Raw genomic sequence first — 19,594 nt, forward strand, 5'->3', positions numbered from 1 at the left:
CGACGCCGCCTGCCTTCAAGAATTCACGACGCTTCATGCGTATCCCTCCTGTGTGCCGATACCTCGACAAGGGGAACGATCTTGGTGTCGTCTTTCTTCGCCGATCGATCGACGTTGTGTGATGAATGTGTCCGGTGGCCCTCGACGGGCTCTTGTTGTGGAAATCCGAGTTTCCGGTTCCGCCGGTCAGGATGATCGTTTGCCGGAGGAAATCAAGCGCCTGCCTTCGTTGCAGGTGCGAAGGACAATCGGCGCTGTCGGTCTCATCTGATACCCGCCGCGATGGCTGCCGGCCTTGCCGCGATCTGCTACGCAGGGCGAGTGGGTTGATGGGAGTTCCAGGACATGGCCAACAAGAAAGTCGTGGTTGCCGGCGCGACCGGCCTCGTGGGCAACGCCGCCTTGCGACACTTCGGCGCATCCGACGATTGCGAGCGGATTGCGCTGTCGCGCCGCAAGCCACGCGATCTCTACGGCGCACGGCATGTGCGAATCGATCTCACCAGCGCGGAGGATTGCCGTCGCGCCGCGGCCGAGCTCGGCGGCGCAACGCAACTAATCTACGCCGCGCTCTATGAGGCGCCCAGCCTGGTCGATGGCTGGCGCGATGCCGGGCAGATCGAAACCAACGACCGGATGCTGCGGAATTTGATGGGCGTGCTCGAACCCGTCGCGCCCGATCTCAAGCATGTCGCGCTGCTGCAGGGCACCAAGGCCTATGGCGTGCATGTCCGGCCGCTCACGGTGCCGGCGCGCGAGGGCCGTTCCGAAATGTACGAGCAGCCGAATTTCTATTGGGCGCAGGAGAATTTCCTGCGCGAGCTGCAGCGGGGCAAGAGCTGGCATTGGAGCATCCTGCGCCCGGTCTTGATCATCGGCGAAGCCATGGGCGGTGCGATGGACCTGATCCCGCCGCTCGGCGTCTATGCGGCGGTGCTGCGCGCGCAGGGAAGGCCGCTGGATTATCCCGGCGGTGCGCCGCGCGTCGCGCAGGCGGTCGATGTCGATCTGCTGGCACGCGCGATCGCCTGGTCGGGCGACGCCGAGGCTGCGCGCAATGAAGCGTTCAACGTCACCAATGGCGACGTCTTCACCTGGGAAAATATCTGGCCGGCGGTCTCGGACGCGCTCGAGATGACGCCGGGCCGGCACGTGCCGCTGTCGCTGGCGCAGAGCTGGCCGCAATGGATCGCGCCGTGGGACGAGTTGCGCAGGAAGCACGACCTGATCGCGCCCGGACTGGAAGAGTTCGTCGGCCTGTCGTTCCAATATGCCGACTACAGCCTGCGCTACGGACAGACTGAATCGGGTCCGCCGTCGATCGTCTCGACGGTGAAGATCAACCAGGCCGGCTTCACCGAGATGATGGATACCGAGGCGATGTTCCACAAATGGTTCAGGCTGGCGAAGGCGAGCCGGCTGCTGCCGTAAGTCGTTCTGCCCGCGCTCTCTCTACTCCCTCTCCCCGTTCTTACGGGGAGAGGGTGGGGTGAGGGGCCTCCATCCGGCGAGCAGAATAGAGTTTGTCGAGCAGTGTGCCTCGCCCCTCACCCGGATCGCACCGGACGATGCTTCGCATCGCCGGGGCGATCCGACCTCTCCCCGCAAAGCGCGGGGAGAGGTGAAGGCCATCCCGTCGTTCGAGCGTCAGCGCGAAAACGCGGCTTCCATCGCCTTGCGCGTCTTGATCGTGTCGTTCGTCTCGTCGACCTCGACATCGCTCCAGCGCACCACCGCGCCATGGGCGACGTCGCTCTTCAGCTTCACCCGATGGGCAAGTCCGATCGGCAGTGCGCCGGTGGCGAGGCTGGCGGCGGCCGGCATCAGCTTGCCCCACACGGTGTAGCCGCCTTCGCCGTCGAGCATCTCGCCGGCGCGCAGATTGCGCTTGGCCACCGACGCGACGTCGCCGCGGAAGCCGCGCGGCTGCCCGGTCGGCTCGTTGCGCAGCGCCGCCGACAGCACGGAGATGTTCAGCTCGAGCCCGATCAGGTGATACGGCTTGTACATCGCCGCATAGCGGCCGGAGGCGTCGGTCTTGAGGCCGTACTGCCTGAAGCAATCGGCGGCATAATCGTTGGGCGCTTCCAGCACCACATAAACGCCCCAGCGCAAATCGCGAAACACCGGACGGCCGTCGCGCTCCAGCGACGACACCACTTCGACGATGCCGGATTTCTCCAGCACGCCGCCCTTGTCGCGCGGCCGCATCACATGCGGCAGGTCGTCGACGCCGCAGGGCGGAAACAGCAATCCCTCCGACGGCACGTCGAGGGTGCAGGCGTTGGCGATCGCCGCCATCTCGATCGCGGATTTGGTGCCGTCGAGGAAGGAGTTGAACATCTGCGGGTTCATGCCGGCGGACTGTGCCTCGCCGGCGGTGAGCCCGTAATGCTGCCACACGCCCTCCGGCGTCACGTCGTGATAGGCCGGCAGGTATTTGGTGCCCTTGCCGGCGGCGACGACGCGGAAGCCTGTCGCGCGCGCCCAATCGACCATCTCGGCCGTCAGCGCCGGCTGGTCGCCATAGGCAAGCGAATAGACCACGCCGGCCTTGCGTGCCTCCTCGGCGAGCAGCGGCCCTGCCAGCACATCGGCCTCGACATTGACCATCACGACATGCTTGCCGGCGGCGATCGCCGCGCGGGCATGGCGGATGCCGACGGCGGGATTGCCGGTCGCTTCCACCACGACATCGAATGCGCCGCCGGCGATCGCACGTGCACCGTCGTCGGTGAAGGTGGTGGCGCTGATCCGCGCGTCGTCCCAGCCGACGGTGCGGCACGCCTCGCGGGCGCGGTCGCGGTCGAGATCGACGATCACGGGCACCTCAAGCCCCGGCGTGTGTGGCACCTGCGACAGGAACATCGAGCCGAATTTTCCGGCGCCGATCAGGACAACGCGCACCGGCTTGCCGGCGGCGGCGCGGGTTTTGAGGAGGTGATGCAGGTTCATGATGCTTTCCAATTAGAGAGTCACTCCGGGGCGACGCGTAGCGTCGAACCCGGAAACTCGAGATTCCCAGATGCGCAATTGCGCATCTGCGGTTCCCGCTTCGCGTGCCCCGGAATGACGGTCGAAGACTTTACTCCGCCGCCTGCCGCGGTGCACGGGCGAGCCGCAGCAGCGCGTCGTCGGCGACGGTCTGGATCGGCGTGAAGTCGCGGTGCGCGATGTAGTCGGGCCGCGTCGGGGTGCGGATGTAGTTCGAGACCGCGTTCAGCGTCAGGTAGACGATCTTGCGCGGGTAGGGCGTGATGTTGCCGCTCGATCCGTGCACCAGATTGCCGTGGAACATCAGCATGCCGCCGGGCTTGCCGGTCGGCGCGACGATGCCGCCCTGCTTCACGAGGCGGGTCACCGTCTCCTCGTCCAGCGTCCACAGCGGGTAGGACGTGGTTTCGAGGTCGTGCGAGGCCTTGAGGTCGCCGGCGGTCTGGCTCTGCGGCACCAGCATCAGCGGGCCGTTGATCGGCATCACCTCGTCGAGGAAGATCGCGATGTTCATCGCGCGCGGTTCCGGCATGCCGTCATCGCGCTTCCAGGTGCCGTAGTCCTGGTGCCACTGCCAGACGTCGCCGGTGAAGGCCGCCTTCGCGTTGATCTTGAACTGATGCATGTAGACCTTCTCACCGAACAGCTGCTCGATGGGGTCGATCATGCGCGGATGCGCGCCGAGGAGCCCGAACGCCTCATTGTAGAGATGCGCGGCAAAGGCCGTGCGCGGCGCCCCGCTCTTCTCGCGCCACACCTCGGGGCGATTGGCGTCATAGATCGAGACCGCCTCGCGCGCGAGGAAATCGACCTCTTCCTGGCTGAACAGCTCGGGCAGGAACAGCCAGCCTTCGCGATGGAAAAATTCGACCTGCTCTTGGGTCAGTTTCATGGTGCTTTCCTCCTGTTGTTATTCTGTCTCCCCTCATGGTGAGGAGCGCGCCTTCGCGCGTCTCGAACCATGAGGCCTCGCTGGCTCATCCTTCGAGACGCGGCTTGCGCCGTTCCTCAGGATGAGGTCGGCCGGCGGTTCACGCCGCCACGTCGATTGCCCTCAGCTTCTCCTCGGTCATCCGCCCTGCCGTCTGCGCATGCGCCAGCGCCGCGGCTTCTGCCGCTGCGGCATTGCCGGAAAAAACATGCGCGGCGATGGTCTCGTGCTCGGTCCAGGCGCTGCCGCGGTAATCGAGCTCGGCGAGCACGGTCGCCATCGAGCGGCGCATATGCGGCCATTGCGGCGCGATCATCTCCTCGATCGCGGAATTGCCGGCGAGACGATAGATCGCGCTGTGGAAATCGACGTCGAGTGCGATCAGGCGCGCCAGCGGCGTACCGTCGTCAATCGCGCGTCCGGCTTCGAGCGCGGATTCGAGTTGCGCGCGTGCCGCGGCATCCGCTTTGACACGCGCAGCGGCAAGCCGCGCCGCCAGCGCATCGATGGCGCCGCGGACTTCATAGAGTTCGCGGATGCGCTGCGGATCGAGTTGCGTCACCTCGAAGCCGCGTTTGCCGCTCTCGGCGACAAGGCCCTGGCGATGCAACAGATGCAGGGCGTGCGAAATCGGCTGGCGCGAGACGCCGAGCCGATCGGCAAGTTCGTTCTGGGTGATGCGCTGGCCAGGCAGCAACGTGCGGTCGATGATCGCTTCGAGCAATCGCCCGTAGACCTGGTCGATGAGGTTTGGAAGCGGGTCCAACGGGATCATAACGACCGTCCAGTTTGGAATACGGAATTCCGTGTTCGAAAATGAGCCTACCGCGGGTTATGGAAGCGGTCAAGGCGGATGGACAACGAAATACTAAGCGATTGAAATGACAATGATTTATGAGGCGGTCGGAGAGGGGGCACCGCCGCCCCGTGCATCCGGCGGAGGTTAATCAAGTGAGGTGAGCACATCGGTTAGGCTCCCTCCCCCCTTGCGGGGGAGGCTTGGGGAGAGGGTGGCCCCGGGCGCCGGCGCTGAAGATTGGCACGCTCTTTCAAAGGATGCTGCTGCGCCTCCGCGCCCCGCTACTTCGCCTTGCCCAGCTCCATCAGCGTCCGCGTCATCAGATAGAGTCGCGGCACGATCGAGTTGGTGTCGATGTATTCGTCGCGCGCGTGATAGCCCCAGCCGGCGAGGCCGAAGCTTTCGACCACGACGGCCTTGCCGCTGCGCGCGGCGTAGCCGGCGTCGGTCGCGCCGCCGGTCATTTCCGCGATGTCGAGCGTGCGCCCGAGCTCGGTGTAGATCGCCTGTCCTTGCCTGGCGAGCGCGCGGCCGCGATCATCGGCGACGAAGGGTGGACGGCCCGCGACGACCTTCACGGTCACCTCGGTGTCCGCGATCAGTCTGTTCTTCACCTTCTCGTCGAGCGCGGCCTGCAGCTTTTGCACGCCGTCGGGAATGGTGAGGCGGATGTCGGCACCGGCGGTGGCGTGATCGGGGATTTGGTTGCGCACGGTGCCGGCCTTCGCGGTGGTCCAGTTCAGCTGCGTGCCCGGAATCGATTTCGCGACGTCCTGGGTCTGCAGCAATTGATGCGCGAGCTCGATCAGCGCGTTGCGGCCGAGCTGCGGCGCCGCGCCGGCATGCGAGGCCTTGCCCTTGACATCGATCGTGCCGGTGGCGGTGCCGCTGGCGCCGAGCAGCAGACTCTCATTTTTCGCGACCGGCGGCGCAACCGTCGGCTCGCAGGACAGCACCACATCGTGCTGGTCGGCGAGCTCGGCGATGATCTCGCCGGAGCCGATCGAACCGACCTCCTCATCCGGATTGAACGACACCGTGAGCTTGGCGTAGTCGCGCCAGCCCGCATCGTTCAGGATCTTCAGTGAATGCAGGATGACGGCGATGCCGCCCTTGTCGTCGGCAATGCCGGGCCCATAGATCCTGGTGCCGTCGACCTTGTAGGGCTGGGTGTCGAGGATGCCGTGCTCATACACCGTATCCATATGCGCGATCAGCATCAGCTTTCTGCTGCCGCTGCCTTCGAAGGTGCCGATCACCATGTCGGCACCGGCGCCCTTCGTGGTCTTGCGGCGTTCGGTCCTGGCGCCGAGCGCCTTCAGCCGCGCCTCGGTGTAGTCGGCCATCTTCTTCAGACCTTCGACATCGCTGGAGCCTGACTCGATCAGCACCATGTCGTGCAGGCTCTCGATCACCGCCGGCTGGGCCTGCTCGGCGGCCGCACGCAGTTTTTCGTCTGCGGCGGCAAAGGCGGAGGAGGAGGCGAGGGCGAGCAGGCCGGCCGACGCGAGCAATCTGATGGATAGTTTCATGATCGTCCTCCCTGCGCAGATGCAGGGAGACACTAGCATTGCGACTTGTCTGCCTCCAGCTGTGTCAGCTGCGCTCGAGCACCGCGACATCGAAGGTCTCGATCTCCGAGGCATCGGCGGTCGCATCGATCGCCGCGATCCGGTCGCCTGAGATCGTGACCCGCAGCACGATGCGCAGCGCGCCGCCGAAGATGACGGCAACGCCGATCGCGCCGTCGACCAGCGCGGGCTTCGCCGCCTGCGCGCGTCCCTTGAAGCTTTCGGCCACCGCTGCGGCGCCGCGGATGACCGGCAGCGAGCCGAGCCGCTGCGCGGCCTGATCGGCGCGCACCACGACATCAGGCGCCAGCACGGCCAGCAGTCCTTCGAAATCGCCGTTGCGGGACGCGGCGAGAAAGGCCTCGACGATGCCGCGCTGCCGGCTGAGATCGGCATCCGGTGCAGGTGGCGTGCCCTGCACGCGACGCCTGGCACGGCTGGCGAGCTGCCGCGCGGCGGCCGGCGTGCGGCCGACGATCGGCGCGATCTCTTCGAACGGCACCGCGAACATGTCGTGCAGCACGAAAGCCAGCCGTTCGGCCGGCGCCAGCGTTTCCAGCACCACGAGCAGCGCCGCGCCGACGGAATCCGCCATCTCGGTCTCGCGCTCGGACGGATTGTCCGCGACCGGCTCTGGCACATGTGGGCCGATCGGCTCCTCGCGGCGCGATTTGCGCGAGCGCAGCATGTCGAGGCAGATCCGCGCGATCACCGTGGTCAGCCATCCCCCGAGATTGTCGACCGCAGCAGCGTCGGTGCGGCCGAGCCGCAGCCAGGTTTCCTGCACGGCGTCGTCGACCTCCGCCGTCGAGCCCAGCATGCGGTAGGCCACGGCCCGCAAGCGCGGCCGGTTGGCCTCGAACTGTTCGGTGAGAGAATTTTTCTCGTCCATCGGTCACATTCCCTTTGTCCGCTCCGTCATGGCTATGACGAACGAAACTGCGCCGATGTGACAACAGATCGGCGCGGCGCCGTCAAAAGGCAAATCAGGAGAATGAGATGATGAAAGCCCGCATGAACCACCCGGTGATGGTTGTTCCCGAGGCCATGAAGGCGTTGCAGGCGCTGAGCGAGAGCACCAAGCCGGCATTGCCGGAAAAGCTGCTGGAACTGGTGCATCTGCGCGCCAGTCAGATCAATGGCTGCAGCGTCTGCGTCGACATGCACCCGAAACTCGCCCGGCGCGCCGGCGAGACCGACGAGCGGCTGTTCGCGGTCGGCGCCTGGCGCGACGCGCCTTATTTCACCGAGGCCGAGCGCGCCGCGCTGGCTCTGACCGAAGCGGTGACCCGGCTCAGCGACCGCGAGGATCCGGTGACGGACGCAGTGTGGGACGAGGCTGCCAAGCACTTTGACGAACAGCAACTCGCGTCTCTGGTGCTGGGCATCGCGGCGATCAACGTCTGGAACCGGCTGAACGTCGCCGTGCGCCAGCCGGTCGGCGCCTGGAAGGTGTGAGAGAGTAGCTTTCTTGCTTCGCCTCTCCCCTTGTGGGAGAGGCCGCCACCGATGCGTCGCATCGGTGGCGGGTGAGGGGTCTGTCTCCGCGGAGAGAGAGACCCCTCACCCGGCACGATGTCGCTGCGCGTCATCGCGCCACCCTCTCCCACAAGGGGAGAGGGTACACCGCCTATGCCGCCAAGAACTCCAGCACGATCTCGCAGTAGCGCTGCGGCGCCTGCTCGAACATCGGATGCGTGGTGCCGGGGATCATCTCGGTGCGCGAACCCTTCACATTGGCAGCGAGCGCGTGCAGCACCTTCGGCAGCACGCCCTTGGTGTTGGCGCCGCCGATGAAGAGCGTCGGTGTCTTGATCGCTTCCGCGTCCGCCTTCGAGAATGGTGGGCGCTGGTCGCGGGTCTGGCCGATCAGCGTGGTCGCATTGTCGCGCAGCAGCTGCTTGGAGGTCGCCGGAATCCGTTTCCACGCGCCGGGGCCTTCGAGCGCGTCCATGAAGATCTGCAAGCCGCCGTCGATATCGCCTTTGGCGATTTCCACCGCACATGCTGCGAAGCGTGCTGCCAGCGGTGAGGGCCCCGGCTTGAAATCGGGGTCGAGGGTCGCGTCGAGCTCGCCGCCCGGCTCGGCGAGGATCAGCTTGCGCAAAAGGTCGGGCCGCCGCTGCGCGGCGCGGAAGCAGATATGGCCGCCGCGGGAATGCCCCATCAGGTCGACCGGTTTGGTGTCGAAGGCCTCGATGAAGGCGATCACATCGTCGACATGCTGCGCGATCGAATAGGTGTCGCCGACGCCGTCCCACCGCGCCGGGAAGAAATGCCGCAGGCTGACCGCGATCACGCGGTGCCGGCGCGTCAGCGGGCCGAGCACCGCCGACCAGATCCGGAAATCGCACAGCGAGCCGTGTACGCAGACCAGCGGCGGGCCCTCTCCGACATCGAGATAGGGCATGTCGAAACCGTTGACGTGGAGGCTGTACATTTTGGGCTCGCGGAGGGGAGGTAGATGTTGTTGATTTGGCCCAAGTTCCCACGGAATTCGGGTGGATAGCAACATTCTCCAAGCCTAGATTCCGGATCAACAGCAAGCTCACGCGAGAGCTGAAGGGAACATCTGGAGCGAGCCATGACCGGCCAGCATTTTGCAATCTTCGAGACCATGATCGGCGCCTGCGGCGTCGTCTGGGGCGAGCACGGCGTCACCGGCGTGCAGCTGCCGATGGGCACCGAGGAGAAGACCCGCAAGCGGATCTTTCAGCGCAACGGCGAGGTCACCGAGGCGGCGCCGCCGGCGGAGGTGCAGCACGCGATCGACGGTATGATCGAGCTGCTCGCCGGCAAGCCGAACGACCTCGCCGACATCGTGCTTGATCTCGACGGCGTGCCGGAGTTCAACCGCGGCGTCTACGACATTGCGCGGAAAATTCCGCCGGGCAAGACCATGACCTATGGCGACATCGCCAAGCAGCTCGGCGGCGTCGAGCTGTCGCGCGACGTCGGCCAGGCGCTCGGCCGCAACCCGTGCCCGATCGTGGTGCCCTGTCACCGCGTGCTGGCGGCCGGCAACAAGCCGGGCGGCTTCTCGGCCAATGGCGGCGTGGTCACCAAGCTGAAGATGCTGCAGATCGAAGGCGCGATCGTGAACCACACGCCGAGTTTGTTCGATTAGGGCGGGCTCGATCTGCCCCCTCTCCCCGTTCTTACGGGGTCGAGACGAGCGAAGCTCGCTCTTAGAGGGCAGGGGTGAGGGGCTTTCACCGCGAGTAACGTAGCTGGTTAGACCTGTACCCCCTCACCCGGATTGCATCTGCGATGCAACCCGACCTCTCCCCGCAAGCGGGGCGAGATGAACCGAGCAAGGGGCGTCGCCTACACCGTCTCGCACACAAACCCGTTGCCCTTCCGCCTGATCTTGCCAATCGACGGCGAAGGGAAATGCGCGGGGCAGCACAGCGTGTCGGTGTCGCAATAGCGCTCCAGGAAACCGCGCCGCGTCTTCGCGGCTTGCGCCTGGTCGACGTCGAACTTCGCCGACAGCTCCGGATAATGCGTCTGGATCGGCGAGTGCATCAGATCGCCGGAAAAGACCGCAGCGTCCTTGCCGCGGCCGAAGGCGAAGGCGACGTGACCGGGCGTGTGGCCGGGCGTCGGCAGGATGCGGGCGTGGTCGCCGATCGCAAAGTCATGGCCGACGATCTCGGCCCGCCTGGCCTCGACCACCGGCAGCACGCTGTCCACGAAAGGCGGGACCTCGGCCTTCGCGTTGCTCTCGGTCCAGTAGTCGAACTCGGCCTTGTCGAACACGTAGCGCGCGTTTGGAAAGGTCGGCACCCAGCGGCCGTTCTCCAGTCGCGTGTTCCAGCCGACGTGATCGACATGCAGATGCGTGCACATCACATAGTCGATGTCACCGACCGAAAAGCCGGCTGACGCCAGACTGCGCAGATAGTTGTCGTCGGTCTTCATGTTCCATTTCGGCCGCGCCGGCCGCGGCTTGTCGTTGCCGATGCAGCTGTCGATCAGGATGGTGTGGTGCGGCGTCTTCACGACATAGGACTGGAACGCCAGGATCAAGGTGTCGCTGTCGTCGAGCGCGCCGGTGGCCTGCATCCAGCCGCGGTTCTCGGCGAGGACTTCCGGCGTCAGCCCGGGCAGCATGTCGTGCGCGGGCAGGAACGTCGTCTCCTGCTCGACGATGCGATGAATGGTGAGATCGCCGGCGGCAAACTTCAGGCTCATGGTGATTCCTTGGCGTTGGTGTTTTCGAGCGAAGTGGAGTCCGGTTCGCGTGAAGAAGACGCGAAAAAAGATTCTAGTGCGCGTCGCGCACGGCGGGAATGATGATGTTGGCGAGGATATCCATCGCCGCAAGGCCTTCCTTCGGCAGCCCGGTACGGCCGTCGTCGGCCCTCACATCAGTGCCCAGGACGGTCAACGCGAGCACAAGGCTCGCGCCGAAGAAATGGAAGAGGGGGAAGCGATCGCGCATCTTGCTTTCCCCCTGCCTTGGTTACGCCGCTGGCGGCGCCGAGATCTTCACCGACGGCCGCTCCAGCATTTTCTGGTAGAAGGTGTCGAGCTTGGGATAGGCCTTGCGCCAGCCGCAATCGGCGAAGCGGAAATCGGCATAGCCGAGTACGCAGACGAGGCCGATCTGCGCGATGTCGAACGACGAGCCGTTCAGCACGTCCGGCCGGTTCTCGAACCGCGCCATGCCGGCCCAGGCCCTATTCCAGTGATCGTCGTGCCAGGCCTGCCACAGCGAGCCCTGCGGCCGCACCATCTTCTCGTAGCGGCACAGCAGCATGGAATCGAGCATGCCGTTGAGCAGGGAGTGATCGGTCTTCAGCTTCCAGCGCCGCGGGCCGTAGCCCGGGATCAGCCGGCCGCCGCCGAGCTCGTTGAGATATTCGACGATGACATAGGAATCGAGGATGACATCGCCATGGTCGAGGATCAGCACCGGCAGTTTCTTGAGCGGCGAGATCCTGGAATATTCGTCGTTGGCCGTGCCGGGCGCGACGGTCGCCGGCACCAGCTCGATCTTGTCGATCAGGCCAAGCTCGATCGCCGCGATGCGCACCTTGCGGGCGAACGGAGAGGCGGGAGAGAAGGTGAGTTTCATGAAGATGACCTCGTTTCGCAAACACGGTCGTCATCCTGAGAGACCGTGAATGTATGACTCTCGATGACGCAACATACTCGATGTCGTCCCGGCCTAGTGCGCAATTGCGCACGGGAGCCGGGACCCATAACCACCGAAGGTCATTGTTGCGCGACGCTGGGGCCACAGCCTTCTAACAACTCAACCCTGTGGTTATGGGTCCCGGCTTTCGCCGGGACGACAAGGGGAGAGATTGCGCTGTATCCCCGTCATCCCGCGCAACGGCAAAGCCGTTGCGCGGGATGACGATCCCGTAAACTACGCCCCAACGATTTCCTGGCGCTGCTCGCCGAGGCCTTCGATGCCGAGCGTCACGACGTCGCCGACATTGAGATATTGCGGCGGCTTCATGCCGGTGCCGACGCCGGGAGGGGTGCCCGTCGTGACGATGTCGCCGGGCAGCAGCGTCATGAACTGCGAGACGTAGGAGATGCACTTCGCCATCGTAAAGATCATGGTCGAGGTCGTGCCGGTCTGGCGGCGCTGGCCGTTGACGTCGAGCCACATCGACAGCTTCTGCACGTCGGCGATTTCATCCTTGGTGGCGAGCCACGGGCCGACCGGGCCGAACGTGTCGTGCGACTTGCCCTTGGTCCATTGACCGAGGCGCTCGATCTGGAAGTTGCGCTCGGAGACGTCGTTGCAGATGCAGTAGCCGGCGACGTGGTTCAGCGCGTCGGCTTCCGACACATACTTGGCGCGGGTGCCGATGATGGCGGCGATCTCGACTTCCCAGTCGAGCTTGGTCGAACCGCGCGGCTTCTCGACCGGATCGTTGGGACCGGACAGCGCGGTGTTGGCCTTCAGGAAGAAGATCGGCTCTGACGGGATCGGGTTGCCGGTTTCCTTGGCGTGGTCGGAATAGTTCAGGCCGATCGCGACGAATTTGGAGATGCCGGTGACGGGGGCGCCGAAGCGCGGCTTGCCGGAGACGGCGGGGAGGGAGGCGGGATCGAGGGCGGAAAGCTTCTTCAGCGAGTCCGGCGTGTAGGCGTCGCCGGTCAGGTCCTTCAGATGGGCCGACAGGTCGCGGAGCTGGCCCGATTTATCGATCAGACCGGGCTTTTCCGCACCCTTTTCGCCATAACGAACAAGCTTCATGTTGATCACTCCCTACGATGTCCTGAGAGATTGTTACTGGTATACCTCGACACGCTTCATGGAACAGCGCGCCGGGAAATTCAACCGCTTCACGGCCATGGCATTGCAGCCATCACCTTCCGGGGTGGCCGCTTTGAGCCCTTCGATCGCCGGTCATGATCGCGGACGGGGCGCCGCCAGCATCCGCGTGAACATCTCTTCCAGCAGGCGGCATGATGGCTCGGGATCGCGCGTGCCCGCGACGATCGCATCGTCGGCCACGGCATGCATCCCGTCGAATACAATCAGTGCCGCGCTGCGGGCGTCCGGGAAAGCCCAGACGCCGGCCTTCCGGCCGTCCTCCAGCACGGCGACGATCTGGGCGATCACGTCGTCCTTTTCTTGCGACTGCCGCTGATGATGCGGGAAGTCGTGAAACACGACGTCATGCAGCTCGACATTGGCGAGATAGGTTCCGACGGCGCCCCGCAGCCAGGCCGACAGCCGTCCGGCGTGGTCGTCCGCGGCACGTTCGCTGATCGCCGCCGCCACCCGGGCGAGGAAGTCCTGCGCGAAGCGCGTGCGCAAGGCGATGATCACGTCGGCCTTGGTCGAGAAGTAATGATAGAAGGTGCCCTTCGCGACGCCGGCCCGGGCGGCGATGTCGTCGATCGTGGTGGCCTCGATGCCCTTCGCGATGAAGAGGGCCGCCGCAGCCGACATCAGGTCGTCGACCCTGACCTCGGCGGGCTGGGTCCGTCTCCAGCGTTGCGCCGCGCCGCGCGTGGCTGCCGCCTTCCGCTTCCCGATCATACCGTCAGCATCCATCCGCACCTGATATCCGATTCTTGGATCGCATATTTAGAATGACTTTGAAATAGCTTAGACGCATTGACCGACTGTCAGTCGATAGATATTTCTGCCCCGCCGCCGTCAGGGTCCGCGCGATCGGCACGGTCTGGCGCCGTCATCATGAGGAAGCTTCCATGAAATTCTTTCGCGAGGCCGAGCCCGGCATCTTCATCGCAACCGGCCGTCTGCAGACCGAGCAGGACGGCTGCGACTGGACCGCGGAATACAGCGAGCTGCTTGCCGCAAACCGACCGCTCGCCGTGATCGTCAACGTCAACGATCAGCCGGAGGTCGCCGCCGGCAAGCCGATGGTGCTGTGGATGAAGGCGCGCAAGGCCGAGCTCGGCCGGCTGATCCGGGTCACCGTCTATACCGCCGATGACGCGGAGGAGCGCGCCGAGCTCGAGCGCAATCTTCCCGGACGGGCCAAGGCCTTGCCCTATCCGGCCGCGATCGCCGCCAGCGAAGCCGACGCGCTCTTCCTCGCGCGCGCCAGTCTGATCTAGGAAACGAGGCTGGATAAAACTGCGCTCCCTCTCCCGCTAGCGGGCAGGGCTATCGCATTTCGTGGCGGTGCCCTCGTGGCCATCCTTCGCGACGCCCGCCTTCGACGGGCTCCTCAGGATGAGGTCTTGTTTTGCGGCACAATAGTAGACCCTCATGGTGAGGAGCGCCGCTTGCGGCGCGTCTCGAACCACGAGGCCAAGCACTTGCGCGGTCGCCAAGGGGCATATGCGATAGCCCTGCGCTTGCGGGGAGGCCTGGGGTGGGGGTCTCGCCGCGAGTCGCCTGGTGGAGAGAGCCCCCACCCGACGCGCTCTGGCGCGCAAGTGCGCTGCCGAGCGCGTCGACCTAAGAGCGAGCTTCGCTCGTCTCGACCCCGCAAGCGGGAGAGGTGCAGCGAATCTGTTGCGGCACTGATTCGACCGAGAAACATCACGCTCTATGCCTCCAGCGCGACGAACCTGAAGGCGTTGCCGTCGCGCTTGATGTGGCCGGCGTTGAAATGCCCGCCGATCACCAGCGTCGGCGTGTCGGCAAAGCGCGAGAACAATTCTCGCCGCGTCGCGGCCGATTGCCTCTGGTCGGAGTCCGCGGTCGACGACCAGTCGAGGTGGTACATCTGGCAGGGATGATGCGCGACATCGCCGGTCAGCAGCCCTTCCGCGCCGCCGGACCTGATGTGGATGCTCATATGGCCGGGGCTGTGACCTGGCGTCGGGATCAGCGTGATCTCCTCCGTCAGGCGGTGGTCGCTCGGCACCAGCTCCGCCTTGCCGGCATCCGCGATCGGCTTCACGGAATCGGCGAACACAGCGGCATGCGCGGGATCGTCGCTGTGGTCGCGCCAGTGCTCGTATTCGGTCTTGCCGAACACGTAGCGGGCATTGGCGAAGGTCGGCACCCATTTGCCGCCGACGAGTTTTGTGTTCCAGCCGACATGGTCGACATGCAGATGCGTGCACAGCACGGTGTCGATGGTGTCGGGCGCAAATCCGGCGGCGGTCAGTTTTTCCAGGAACGGATCGCTGCGGTTGTTCCAGGTCGGCACGTTGCGGCCCTGCTTGTCGTTGCCGAGCCCGGTGTCGACGATGATGCGGTGCTCCGGCGTCTCCACCAGCAGCGAATGGATCGACATTTTCAGCCGGCCCTCCTCATTGGCGAAATGCGGGATCAGCCAGGGCAGGCTCTGGATCTCCTCCCGGGCGGCCAGCGGCAGGATGAAGCGCGTGCTGCCGACGGTCTCGAGCTCGACGACCTTGGTGATCCTGACCTTGCCTACGGTCCAGTGCATGCGGCGTGCCCTCTGTTTTTTGTTGCTCTTGCCCGACCATGCGGGTTTCCGCACGCCGGCGCAATGGATCAAGTCGGCGCCTCCTGCGTTACCGCCTCGTTGGAAGAAGGAGTGTGCAATGCCGGAACTCGCAATCTCCCCTGAAAAAGTTGGCTTCTTGATCGAGAAGGCGCGGGAATTCGATGTCAAGGAGGGGATCGTCGATCCCGACTCCGGCTCGAACGGCGCCGACGACGAGATGATCGACGTGCTGGAGGACAACGGCAACGATCCGGTGGCGCGCGAGATCACCGGCTTCATCAACGCGCTCAGCGAGGACGAGCAGGTCGACCTCGTCGCCTTGATGCGGCTCGGCCGCGGCGACGGCACGATCGAGGAATGGGCCGATCTCCGCCGCGAGGCCGCGCGCGGACGCAACGGCCGTACCGCGAGCTATCTGCTGGGCGAGCCCATGCTCGGCGATTTCCTCGCCGAAGGGCTCGACGAGTTCGGCCTGTCGCCGAGTGACGAGCGCATCACGCCGATCCAGTAGGTAGTAGAAGCGTGCTGTTCTCCTTACCTCGCCCCGCTTGCGGGGAGAGGTCGGAATTCAAGCGAAGCTTGAATTCCGGGTGAGGGGGGCCTCCGCAGTCTTTGTCTTCACCGCCTTTGCGGTGACGGCCCCTCACCCCGACCCTCTAAGAGCGAGCTTCGCTCGTCTCGACCCCGTAAGAACGGGGAGAGGGAGAAGGAAAACATTCGCTTGCTAACGCGCGCAGTCGACGATCACGGTGCCGATCTTGTCGCCCTTCTCGACGGCGAGATGGGCGTCGGCGGTCTCGGCGAGCGCGAATTGCCCGGCGATATTGTGCACGCGGGTACCCGACGCCAGCCATTGGGTGATGTCGGCCTGCGCGGCCGCGAGCAGCGGCGGCGGCAGCGCGAACAGCACCAGCGACCGCACGGTGATGCATTTCTCCATCAATTCGCGCACCGGCAGTGTCGGCGTGCGGTTGCCGTTGGTGGCGTAGACCGCGATCGTCGAGTTCATCGCCATGATCTTCAGCGTGGTCGCGAGATTGCCGCCGAAATCGACGTCGATCACGCGGTCGACGCCGCGGTTCTCGGTGAAGGCCATCACCTTGGAGACGACGTCCTCGGTCCGGTAATTGACGACGGTGTCGGCGCCGGCGAGCCGCGCCTCGACGTCCTTGACCTGCGAACTGACGGTCGCAATCACGCGCGCGCCGCCCCATTTTGCCAATTGCACGGCGTAGTGACCGACCGCGCCGGCGCCGCCGGTGACCAGCACCGTCTGCCCCGAGATCGGGCCGTCCGCGAACAGCGCGCACCACGCGGTCATGCAGGGGATACCGAGCGTCGCGCCGGCCGCGAACGACACGTCCTGCGGCAGCGGCGTCACCAGATAGTCGGCAAGCGTGATGTATTCGGCCGCGGTGCCGAAGGCGCGGCCGTTGCGCTGGCCGTTGAACAGCCAGACGCGATCACCGACCGCAAAGCGGGTGACGCCTTCGCCGACCTGGTCGATGATCCCGGCGCCGTCGCTGTTCGGGATCACGCGTGGGAATTCCATCGCGCGATAGTTGCCGCTGCGGCGGCCGACATCGGCCGGGTTGACGCCGGACGCCTCGAGGCGAACCCGGACTTCGCCGGGACCGGCTTCCGGCGTCGGCATCTCGCCGACGGTAAGCACCGTCGGCGCCGCGCCGGTTCGTTCGTACCAGACCGCTCTCATCTAGCGCCCCTTTCCGAAGTTCGTGAACTCGTCCAGCGACCTCTTGCGCGAACTGCGGAAAGCAAGAGGGCGCTGGCAAGAGTCATAGGTCTCTAGTGCCGCTTGACCGATTTGAAGTTCCCAATCGGTCTCGGCGCATACAGCGCAGGAACTTCAAATCGGCGGCACTAGAGCGTGCCCGGGAAGGCGCCGCCATCGAGCAGCAGGTTCTGCCCGGTGATGAAGCCGGCCTTGGCGCCGCACAGGAATGCGCAGGCATAGCCGAATTCGTCGGGATCGCCGAAGCGGCCGGCGGGGTTCAGCTTGGCGCGCTCGGCCAGGACCTGCTCGGCCGAGATGCCGCGCTTCTCGGCCTCGGGCTTCGCGGTGCCGCGCAGGCGGTCGGTCTCGAACGGGCCCGGCAGCAGGCCGTTGATGGTGACGTTGTTGATGACGGTCTTGCGCGACAGGCCGGCGACGAAGCCGGTGAGGCCGGCGCGGGCGCCGTTGGACAGACCGAGGATCTCGATCGGTGCCTTCACCGCGGCCGATGTGATGTTGACGATGCGGCCGAACTTGCGCGCCATCATGCCGTCGACGGTCGCCTTGATCAGCTCGATCGGCGTCAGCATGTTGGCGTCGATCGCCTTGATCCAGTCGTCGCGGGTCCAGTTGCGGAAATCGCCCGGCGGCGGGCCGCCGGCATTGTTGATCAGGATGTCCGGCTCGGGGCAGGCCTTGAGCACGGCTTCGCGTCCCGCCGCCGTCGTGATGTCGCCGACGATCTCGGTGACGGTGACGCCGGGGTGGGCTTTGCGGATTTCGGCGGCGGTCTGCTTCAGCGCCTCGGCGCCGCGCGCCGTCAGGGTGACATGCACCCCCTCATTGGCGAGCGCGATCGCGCAGGCGCGGCCCAGTCCCTTGCTCGATGCGCAGACGATGGCGCGGCGGCCTTTGATTCCAAGATCCACGGTTCACTCCCTGTGATGTCGGGTCGGTTTGTAAAGGTTTGATGGCGCCATTCTAGCCAAGCTCGGCGGCGCCGATAAGGGACGTGCAATGCATAAGTGCATGCCGGGCAGGAACAGGCGGGTGAGCACGTTGGAGCAGGGCAGGAGGCTAGATGCGTTGCTCGCGCCGCAGCCGCTCGATCGCCATGGTGGCTTCGGGCGGCAGCGAGCGGAATCCGGCCTGTCCGGCCGCGGAGAACAACGGCCGCAATTGCGATCCATTGAGGAACTGCGGCTGCCTGGCGAGCGGCACCAGCTGATCGAACACCAGCACCAGCGTGGTCACGACGAGACCGACCCTGATGGCGCCGAGCAGCGCGCCGCCGAGGCGGTCGCCGATCCCGATCTCCGAGCCGATGGTGTCGTCGAGCATCGTCCGCGCCATCTTTCCGAGGATGACGCCGATCAGCAGGAAGAGGCCGAACAGCAGCACGCCATTCGGCGGAAACGGCGACGACGGCAGCGTCGCGATGTGGGGCCCGATCATCGCCAGCGCGGCGACCGCGAGCGGCATGGCGACGAGATAGGCCAGGATGGTGACCGCGCTGCGCAACAGGCCGGTCGTGAAGCCGGTCACCACCGCGAACACCAATCCGACGATGATGGCAAGGTCGAAGAGGTTCATGGATTAAGGAATTCCCTGCCCGAATCTCCTGCGATCCCCTGGTTGATCAAACCTGCTTACATCAGGGACAATTGTCGCTATCAATCGTCCGCTTCAATCCGGGAACCTGTCGATGTCCGACCTATTCGATGTCAGTAAAGAAATCATCCTCATCACCGGCGCCTCGCAGGGGCTCGGGCGACAATTCGCCCGCGTGCTGGCGGCGCATGGTGCCGCGGTGGTGCTGGCCGCGCGCCAGGTCGCGAAGCTGAAGAGCCTTGAGGAAGAGATCAAGGCCAAGGGCGGCCGCGCCGCCGCGGTGCAGATGGACGTCGCGGAAATCTCCGGCATTGCGCAAGCGCTCGACGCCGCCGAAGCCGCGCTCGGTCCGGTCACGGTGCTGATCAACAATGCCGGCATCGCGATCGAGAAACTGTCGACCGAGCAGACCGAGGCGGATTGGGACGCCGTGATTGGCGCTAATCTGAAGGGCGCCTACTTCCTCGCCACCGAACTTGCGCGGCGCATGATCATGCGAAAGCAGTCGGGGAACATCGTCAACGTCGCATCCGTGCTCGGACAAGGCGTGGTCAAGGCGGTGTCGCCCTATGCGATTTCCAAGGCCGGCATGATCCAGGGCACCAAGGCAATGGCGCTGGAGCTCGCCGGCAACAACATTCGCGTCAACGCGCTGGCGCCGGGCTATATCGATACCGAGATGAACCATGATTTCTGGTCGACGCCGGCAGGCGAGCGGCTTGCCAAGCGCATCCCGCAGCGCCGGGTCGGCGCCGAGTCCGACCTCGACGGTGCGATCATGCTGCTGGCTTCCAACGCCTCGCGCTATATGACCGGGACGGTGGTGACGGTGGATGGCGGGTTTCTGCTGAACTAGCTTGTAGCCCGGATGAAGCGCAGCGAAATCCGGGGAGCATGCCTGAAGGTCCCGGATTACGCTTCGCTCCATCCGGGCTACGATTGCAGCGGATCCGCGTATATCCTCGTCCACCGTCGTCATCGCCCGGCCTGTGCGCAATTGCGCACATGGACCGGGCGATCCAGTACGCCGCGGCCCCTCGGCTCAAGCACTGCGGTCTCTGGAATACTGGATCACCCGCATGC

22 protein-coding genes (1 of these 22 cut by a window edge) are annotated in these 19,594 nt (G+C 65.3%); 6 read left to right on the top strand and 16 right to left on the bottom strand.

The genetic code is table 11. From position 1 onward, the window contains the following. Window positions 1-37, bottom strand: the 5' end (the start) of a protein-coding gene (gene dctP, locus QJT82_RS32265) for a TRAP transporter substrate-binding protein DctP (RefSeq protein WP_028341905.1). Its footprint begins 1,052 nt before the window's first position; 37 of the gene's 1,089 nt are visible here — the first part of the coding sequence; the start codon lies at window positions 35-37; its stop codon lies off the left edge, out of view. Window positions 38-345: 308 nt separating this feature from the next. Between dctP and QJT82_RS32270 the strand changes: the two genes are divergently transcribed. Then, window positions 346-1,431 carry an NAD-dependent epimerase/dehydratase family protein gene (locus tag QJT82_RS32270; RefSeq protein WP_028341906.1) on the top strand — a complete coding sequence of 362 codons (1,086 nt, stop codon included), beginning with the start codon at window positions 346-348 and terminating at the stop codon, window positions 1,429-1,431. A 216-nt stretch (window positions 1,432-1,647) separates the two neighbouring features. Here QJT82_RS32270 and QJT82_RS32275 read toward each other — a convergent pair whose 3' ends face one another. The 5 genes from QJT82_RS32275 to QJT82_RS32295 form a co-directional block, all read right to left on the bottom strand. Further along, window positions 1,648-2,955 carry a Gfo/Idh/MocA family oxidoreductase gene (locus QJT82_RS32275; RefSeq protein WP_028341907.1) on the bottom strand — a complete coding sequence of 436 codons (1,308 nt, stop codon included), beginning with the start codon at window positions 2,953-2,955 and terminating at the stop codon, window positions 1,648-1,650. 130 nt (window positions 2,956-3,085) lie between these two features. Then, complete coding sequence (locus tag QJT82_RS32280) at window positions 3,086-3,886, bottom strand: phytanoyl-CoA dioxygenase family protein (protein WP_028341908.1); 801 nt, start codon at window positions 3,884-3,886, stop codon at window positions 3,086-3,088. Window positions 3,887-4,025: 139 nt separating this feature from the next. Continuing rightward, the gene (locus QJT82_RS32285; protein WP_028341909.1) at window positions 4,026-4,700 is read right to left on the bottom strand and encodes a GntR family transcriptional regulator; all 675 of its coding nucleotides are present in this window, start codon (window positions 4,698-4,700) and stop codon (window positions 4,026-4,028) included. Between the two features lie 305 nt (window positions 4,701-5,005). Next, window positions 5,006-6,256, bottom strand: a complete 1,251-nt coding sequence (locus tag QJT82_RS32290; protein WP_028341910.1) for a M20/M25/M40 family metallo-hydrolase — start codon at window positions 6,254-6,256, stop codon at window positions 5,006-5,008. A 64-nt stretch (window positions 6,257-6,320) separates the two neighbouring features. Continuing rightward, a complete protein-coding gene (locus QJT82_RS32295; RefSeq protein ID WP_028341911.1) occupies window positions 6,321-7,187 on the bottom strand; it encodes a sigma-70 family RNA polymerase sigma factor in 867 nt (288 codons plus the stop codon). A 110-nt stretch (window positions 7,188-7,297) separates the two neighbouring features. On the opposite strand from QJT82_RS32295, the gene QJT82_RS32300 reads away from it, so the two are divergent. Beyond that, window positions 7,298-7,753 (top strand): carboxymuconolactone decarboxylase family protein, encoded by a 456-nt coding sequence (locus QJT82_RS32300; RefSeq protein ID WP_028341912.1) that lies wholly within the window; start codon window positions 7,298-7,300, stop codon window positions 7,751-7,753. A gap of 172 nt (window positions 7,754-7,925) precedes the next feature. On the opposite strand, the gene QJT82_RS32305 is transcribed toward QJT82_RS32300, so the two are convergent. Beyond that, on the bottom strand, window positions 7,926-8,735 hold the full coding sequence (locus QJT82_RS32305; protein WP_028341913.1) for an alpha/beta hydrolase: 810 nt from the start codon (window positions 8,733-8,735) through the stop codon (window positions 7,926-7,928). 144 nt (window positions 8,736-8,879) lie between these two features. Between QJT82_RS32305 and QJT82_RS32310 the strand changes: the two genes are divergently transcribed. After that, entirely contained in the window at window positions 8,880-9,422 is a 543-nt protein-coding gene (locus tag QJT82_RS32310; RefSeq protein ID WP_028341914.1) for a methylated-DNA--[protein]-cysteine S-methyltransferase, read from the top strand. A 200-nt stretch (window positions 9,423-9,622) separates the two neighbouring features. Here QJT82_RS32310 and QJT82_RS32315 read toward each other — a convergent pair whose 3' ends face one another. The 5 genes from QJT82_RS32315 to QJT82_RS32335 form a co-directional block, all read right to left on the bottom strand. Then, window positions 9,623-10,492, bottom strand: coding sequence for an MBL fold metallo-hydrolase (locus QJT82_RS32315; protein WP_028341915.1), 870 nt, complete (start codon window positions 10,490-10,492; stop codon window positions 9,623-9,625). Window positions 10,493-10,565: 73 nt separating this feature from the next. Further along, window positions 10,566-10,742: a hypothetical protein gene (locus QJT82_RS32320; RefSeq protein ID WP_155258589.1), complete on the bottom strand. Its 177-nt coding sequence runs from the start codon at window positions 10,740-10,742 to the stop codon at window positions 10,566-10,568. 21 nt (window positions 10,743-10,763) lie between these two features. Continuing rightward, on the bottom strand, window positions 10,764-11,378 hold the full coding sequence (locus tag QJT82_RS32325) for a glutathione S-transferase family protein (RefSeq protein ID WP_028341916.1): 615 nt from the start codon (window positions 11,376-11,378) through the stop codon (window positions 10,764-10,766). Window positions 11,379-11,675: 297 nt separating this feature from the next. Continuing rightward, window positions 11,676-12,518 carry a fumarylacetoacetate hydrolase family protein gene (locus QJT82_RS32330; protein ID WP_028341917.1) on the bottom strand — a complete coding sequence of 281 codons (843 nt, stop codon included), beginning with the start codon at window positions 12,516-12,518 and terminating at the stop codon, window positions 11,676-11,678. 153 nt (window positions 12,519-12,671) lie between these two features. After that, window positions 12,672-13,310 (bottom strand): TetR/AcrR family transcriptional regulator, encoded by a 639-nt coding sequence (locus tag QJT82_RS32335; RefSeq protein WP_028341918.1) that lies wholly within the window; start codon window positions 13,308-13,310, stop codon window positions 12,672-12,674. A gap of 173 nt (window positions 13,311-13,483) precedes the next feature. Here QJT82_RS32335 and QJT82_RS32340 point away from each other — a divergent pair, with 173 nt between their 5' ends. Then, a complete protein-coding gene (locus QJT82_RS32340; protein WP_028341919.1) occupies window positions 13,484-13,855 on the top strand; it encodes a hypothetical protein in 372 nt (123 codons plus the stop codon). Between the two features lie 437 nt (window positions 13,856-14,292). Here the strand turns inward: QJT82_RS32340 and QJT82_RS32345 are convergent, their stop codons facing one another. After that, complete coding sequence (locus tag QJT82_RS32345) at window positions 14,293-15,144, bottom strand: MBL fold metallo-hydrolase (RefSeq protein WP_028341921.1); 852 nt, start codon at window positions 15,142-15,144, stop codon at window positions 14,293-14,295. Between the two features lie 118 nt (window positions 15,145-15,262). Here QJT82_RS32345 and QJT82_RS32350 point away from each other — a divergent pair, with 118 nt between their 5' ends. Continuing rightward, entirely contained in the window at window positions 15,263-15,676 is a 414-nt protein-coding gene (locus QJT82_RS32350; RefSeq protein WP_028341922.1) for a DUF3775 domain-containing protein, read from the top strand. A 213-nt stretch (window positions 15,677-15,889) separates the two neighbouring features. Here QJT82_RS32350 and QJT82_RS32355 read toward each other — a convergent pair whose 3' ends face one another. The 3 genes from QJT82_RS32355 to QJT82_RS32365 all read right to left on the bottom strand — a co-directional run bounded on the left by QJT82_RS32355 (window position 15,890) and on the right by QJT82_RS32365 (window position 18,493). Next, the gene (locus QJT82_RS32355; RefSeq protein ID WP_028341923.1) at window positions 15,890-16,879 is read right to left on the bottom strand and encodes an NADPH:quinone reductase; all 990 of its coding nucleotides are present in this window, start codon (window positions 16,877-16,879) and stop codon (window positions 15,890-15,892) included. Between the two features lie 167 nt (window positions 16,880-17,046). Continuing rightward, the gene (locus QJT82_RS32360; protein ID WP_028341924.1) at window positions 17,047-17,829 is read right to left on the bottom strand and encodes an SDR family oxidoreductase; all 783 of its coding nucleotides are present in this window, start codon (window positions 17,827-17,829) and stop codon (window positions 17,047-17,049) included. A gap of 148 nt (window positions 17,830-17,977) precedes the next feature. Then, window positions 17,978-18,493, bottom strand: coding sequence for a CvpA family protein (locus QJT82_RS32365; protein ID WP_028341925.1), 516 nt, complete (start codon window positions 18,491-18,493; stop codon window positions 17,978-17,980). Window positions 18,494-18,605: 112 nt separating this feature from the next. Between QJT82_RS32365 and QJT82_RS32370 the strand changes: the two genes are divergently transcribed. Then, entirely contained in the window at window positions 18,606-19,367 is a 762-nt protein-coding gene (locus tag QJT82_RS32370) for an SDR family NAD(P)-dependent oxidoreductase (RefSeq protein WP_028341926.1), read from the top strand. The last annotated feature ends 227 nt before the right edge of the window (window positions 19,368-19,594 follow it).

Origin of the sequence: Bradyrhizobium sp. Mp19, from assembly GCF_029952935.1 — a bacterium.
Lineage (GTDB): Bacteria > Pseudomonadota > Alphaproteobacteria > Rhizobiales > Xanthobacteraceae > Bradyrhizobium > Bradyrhizobium elkanii.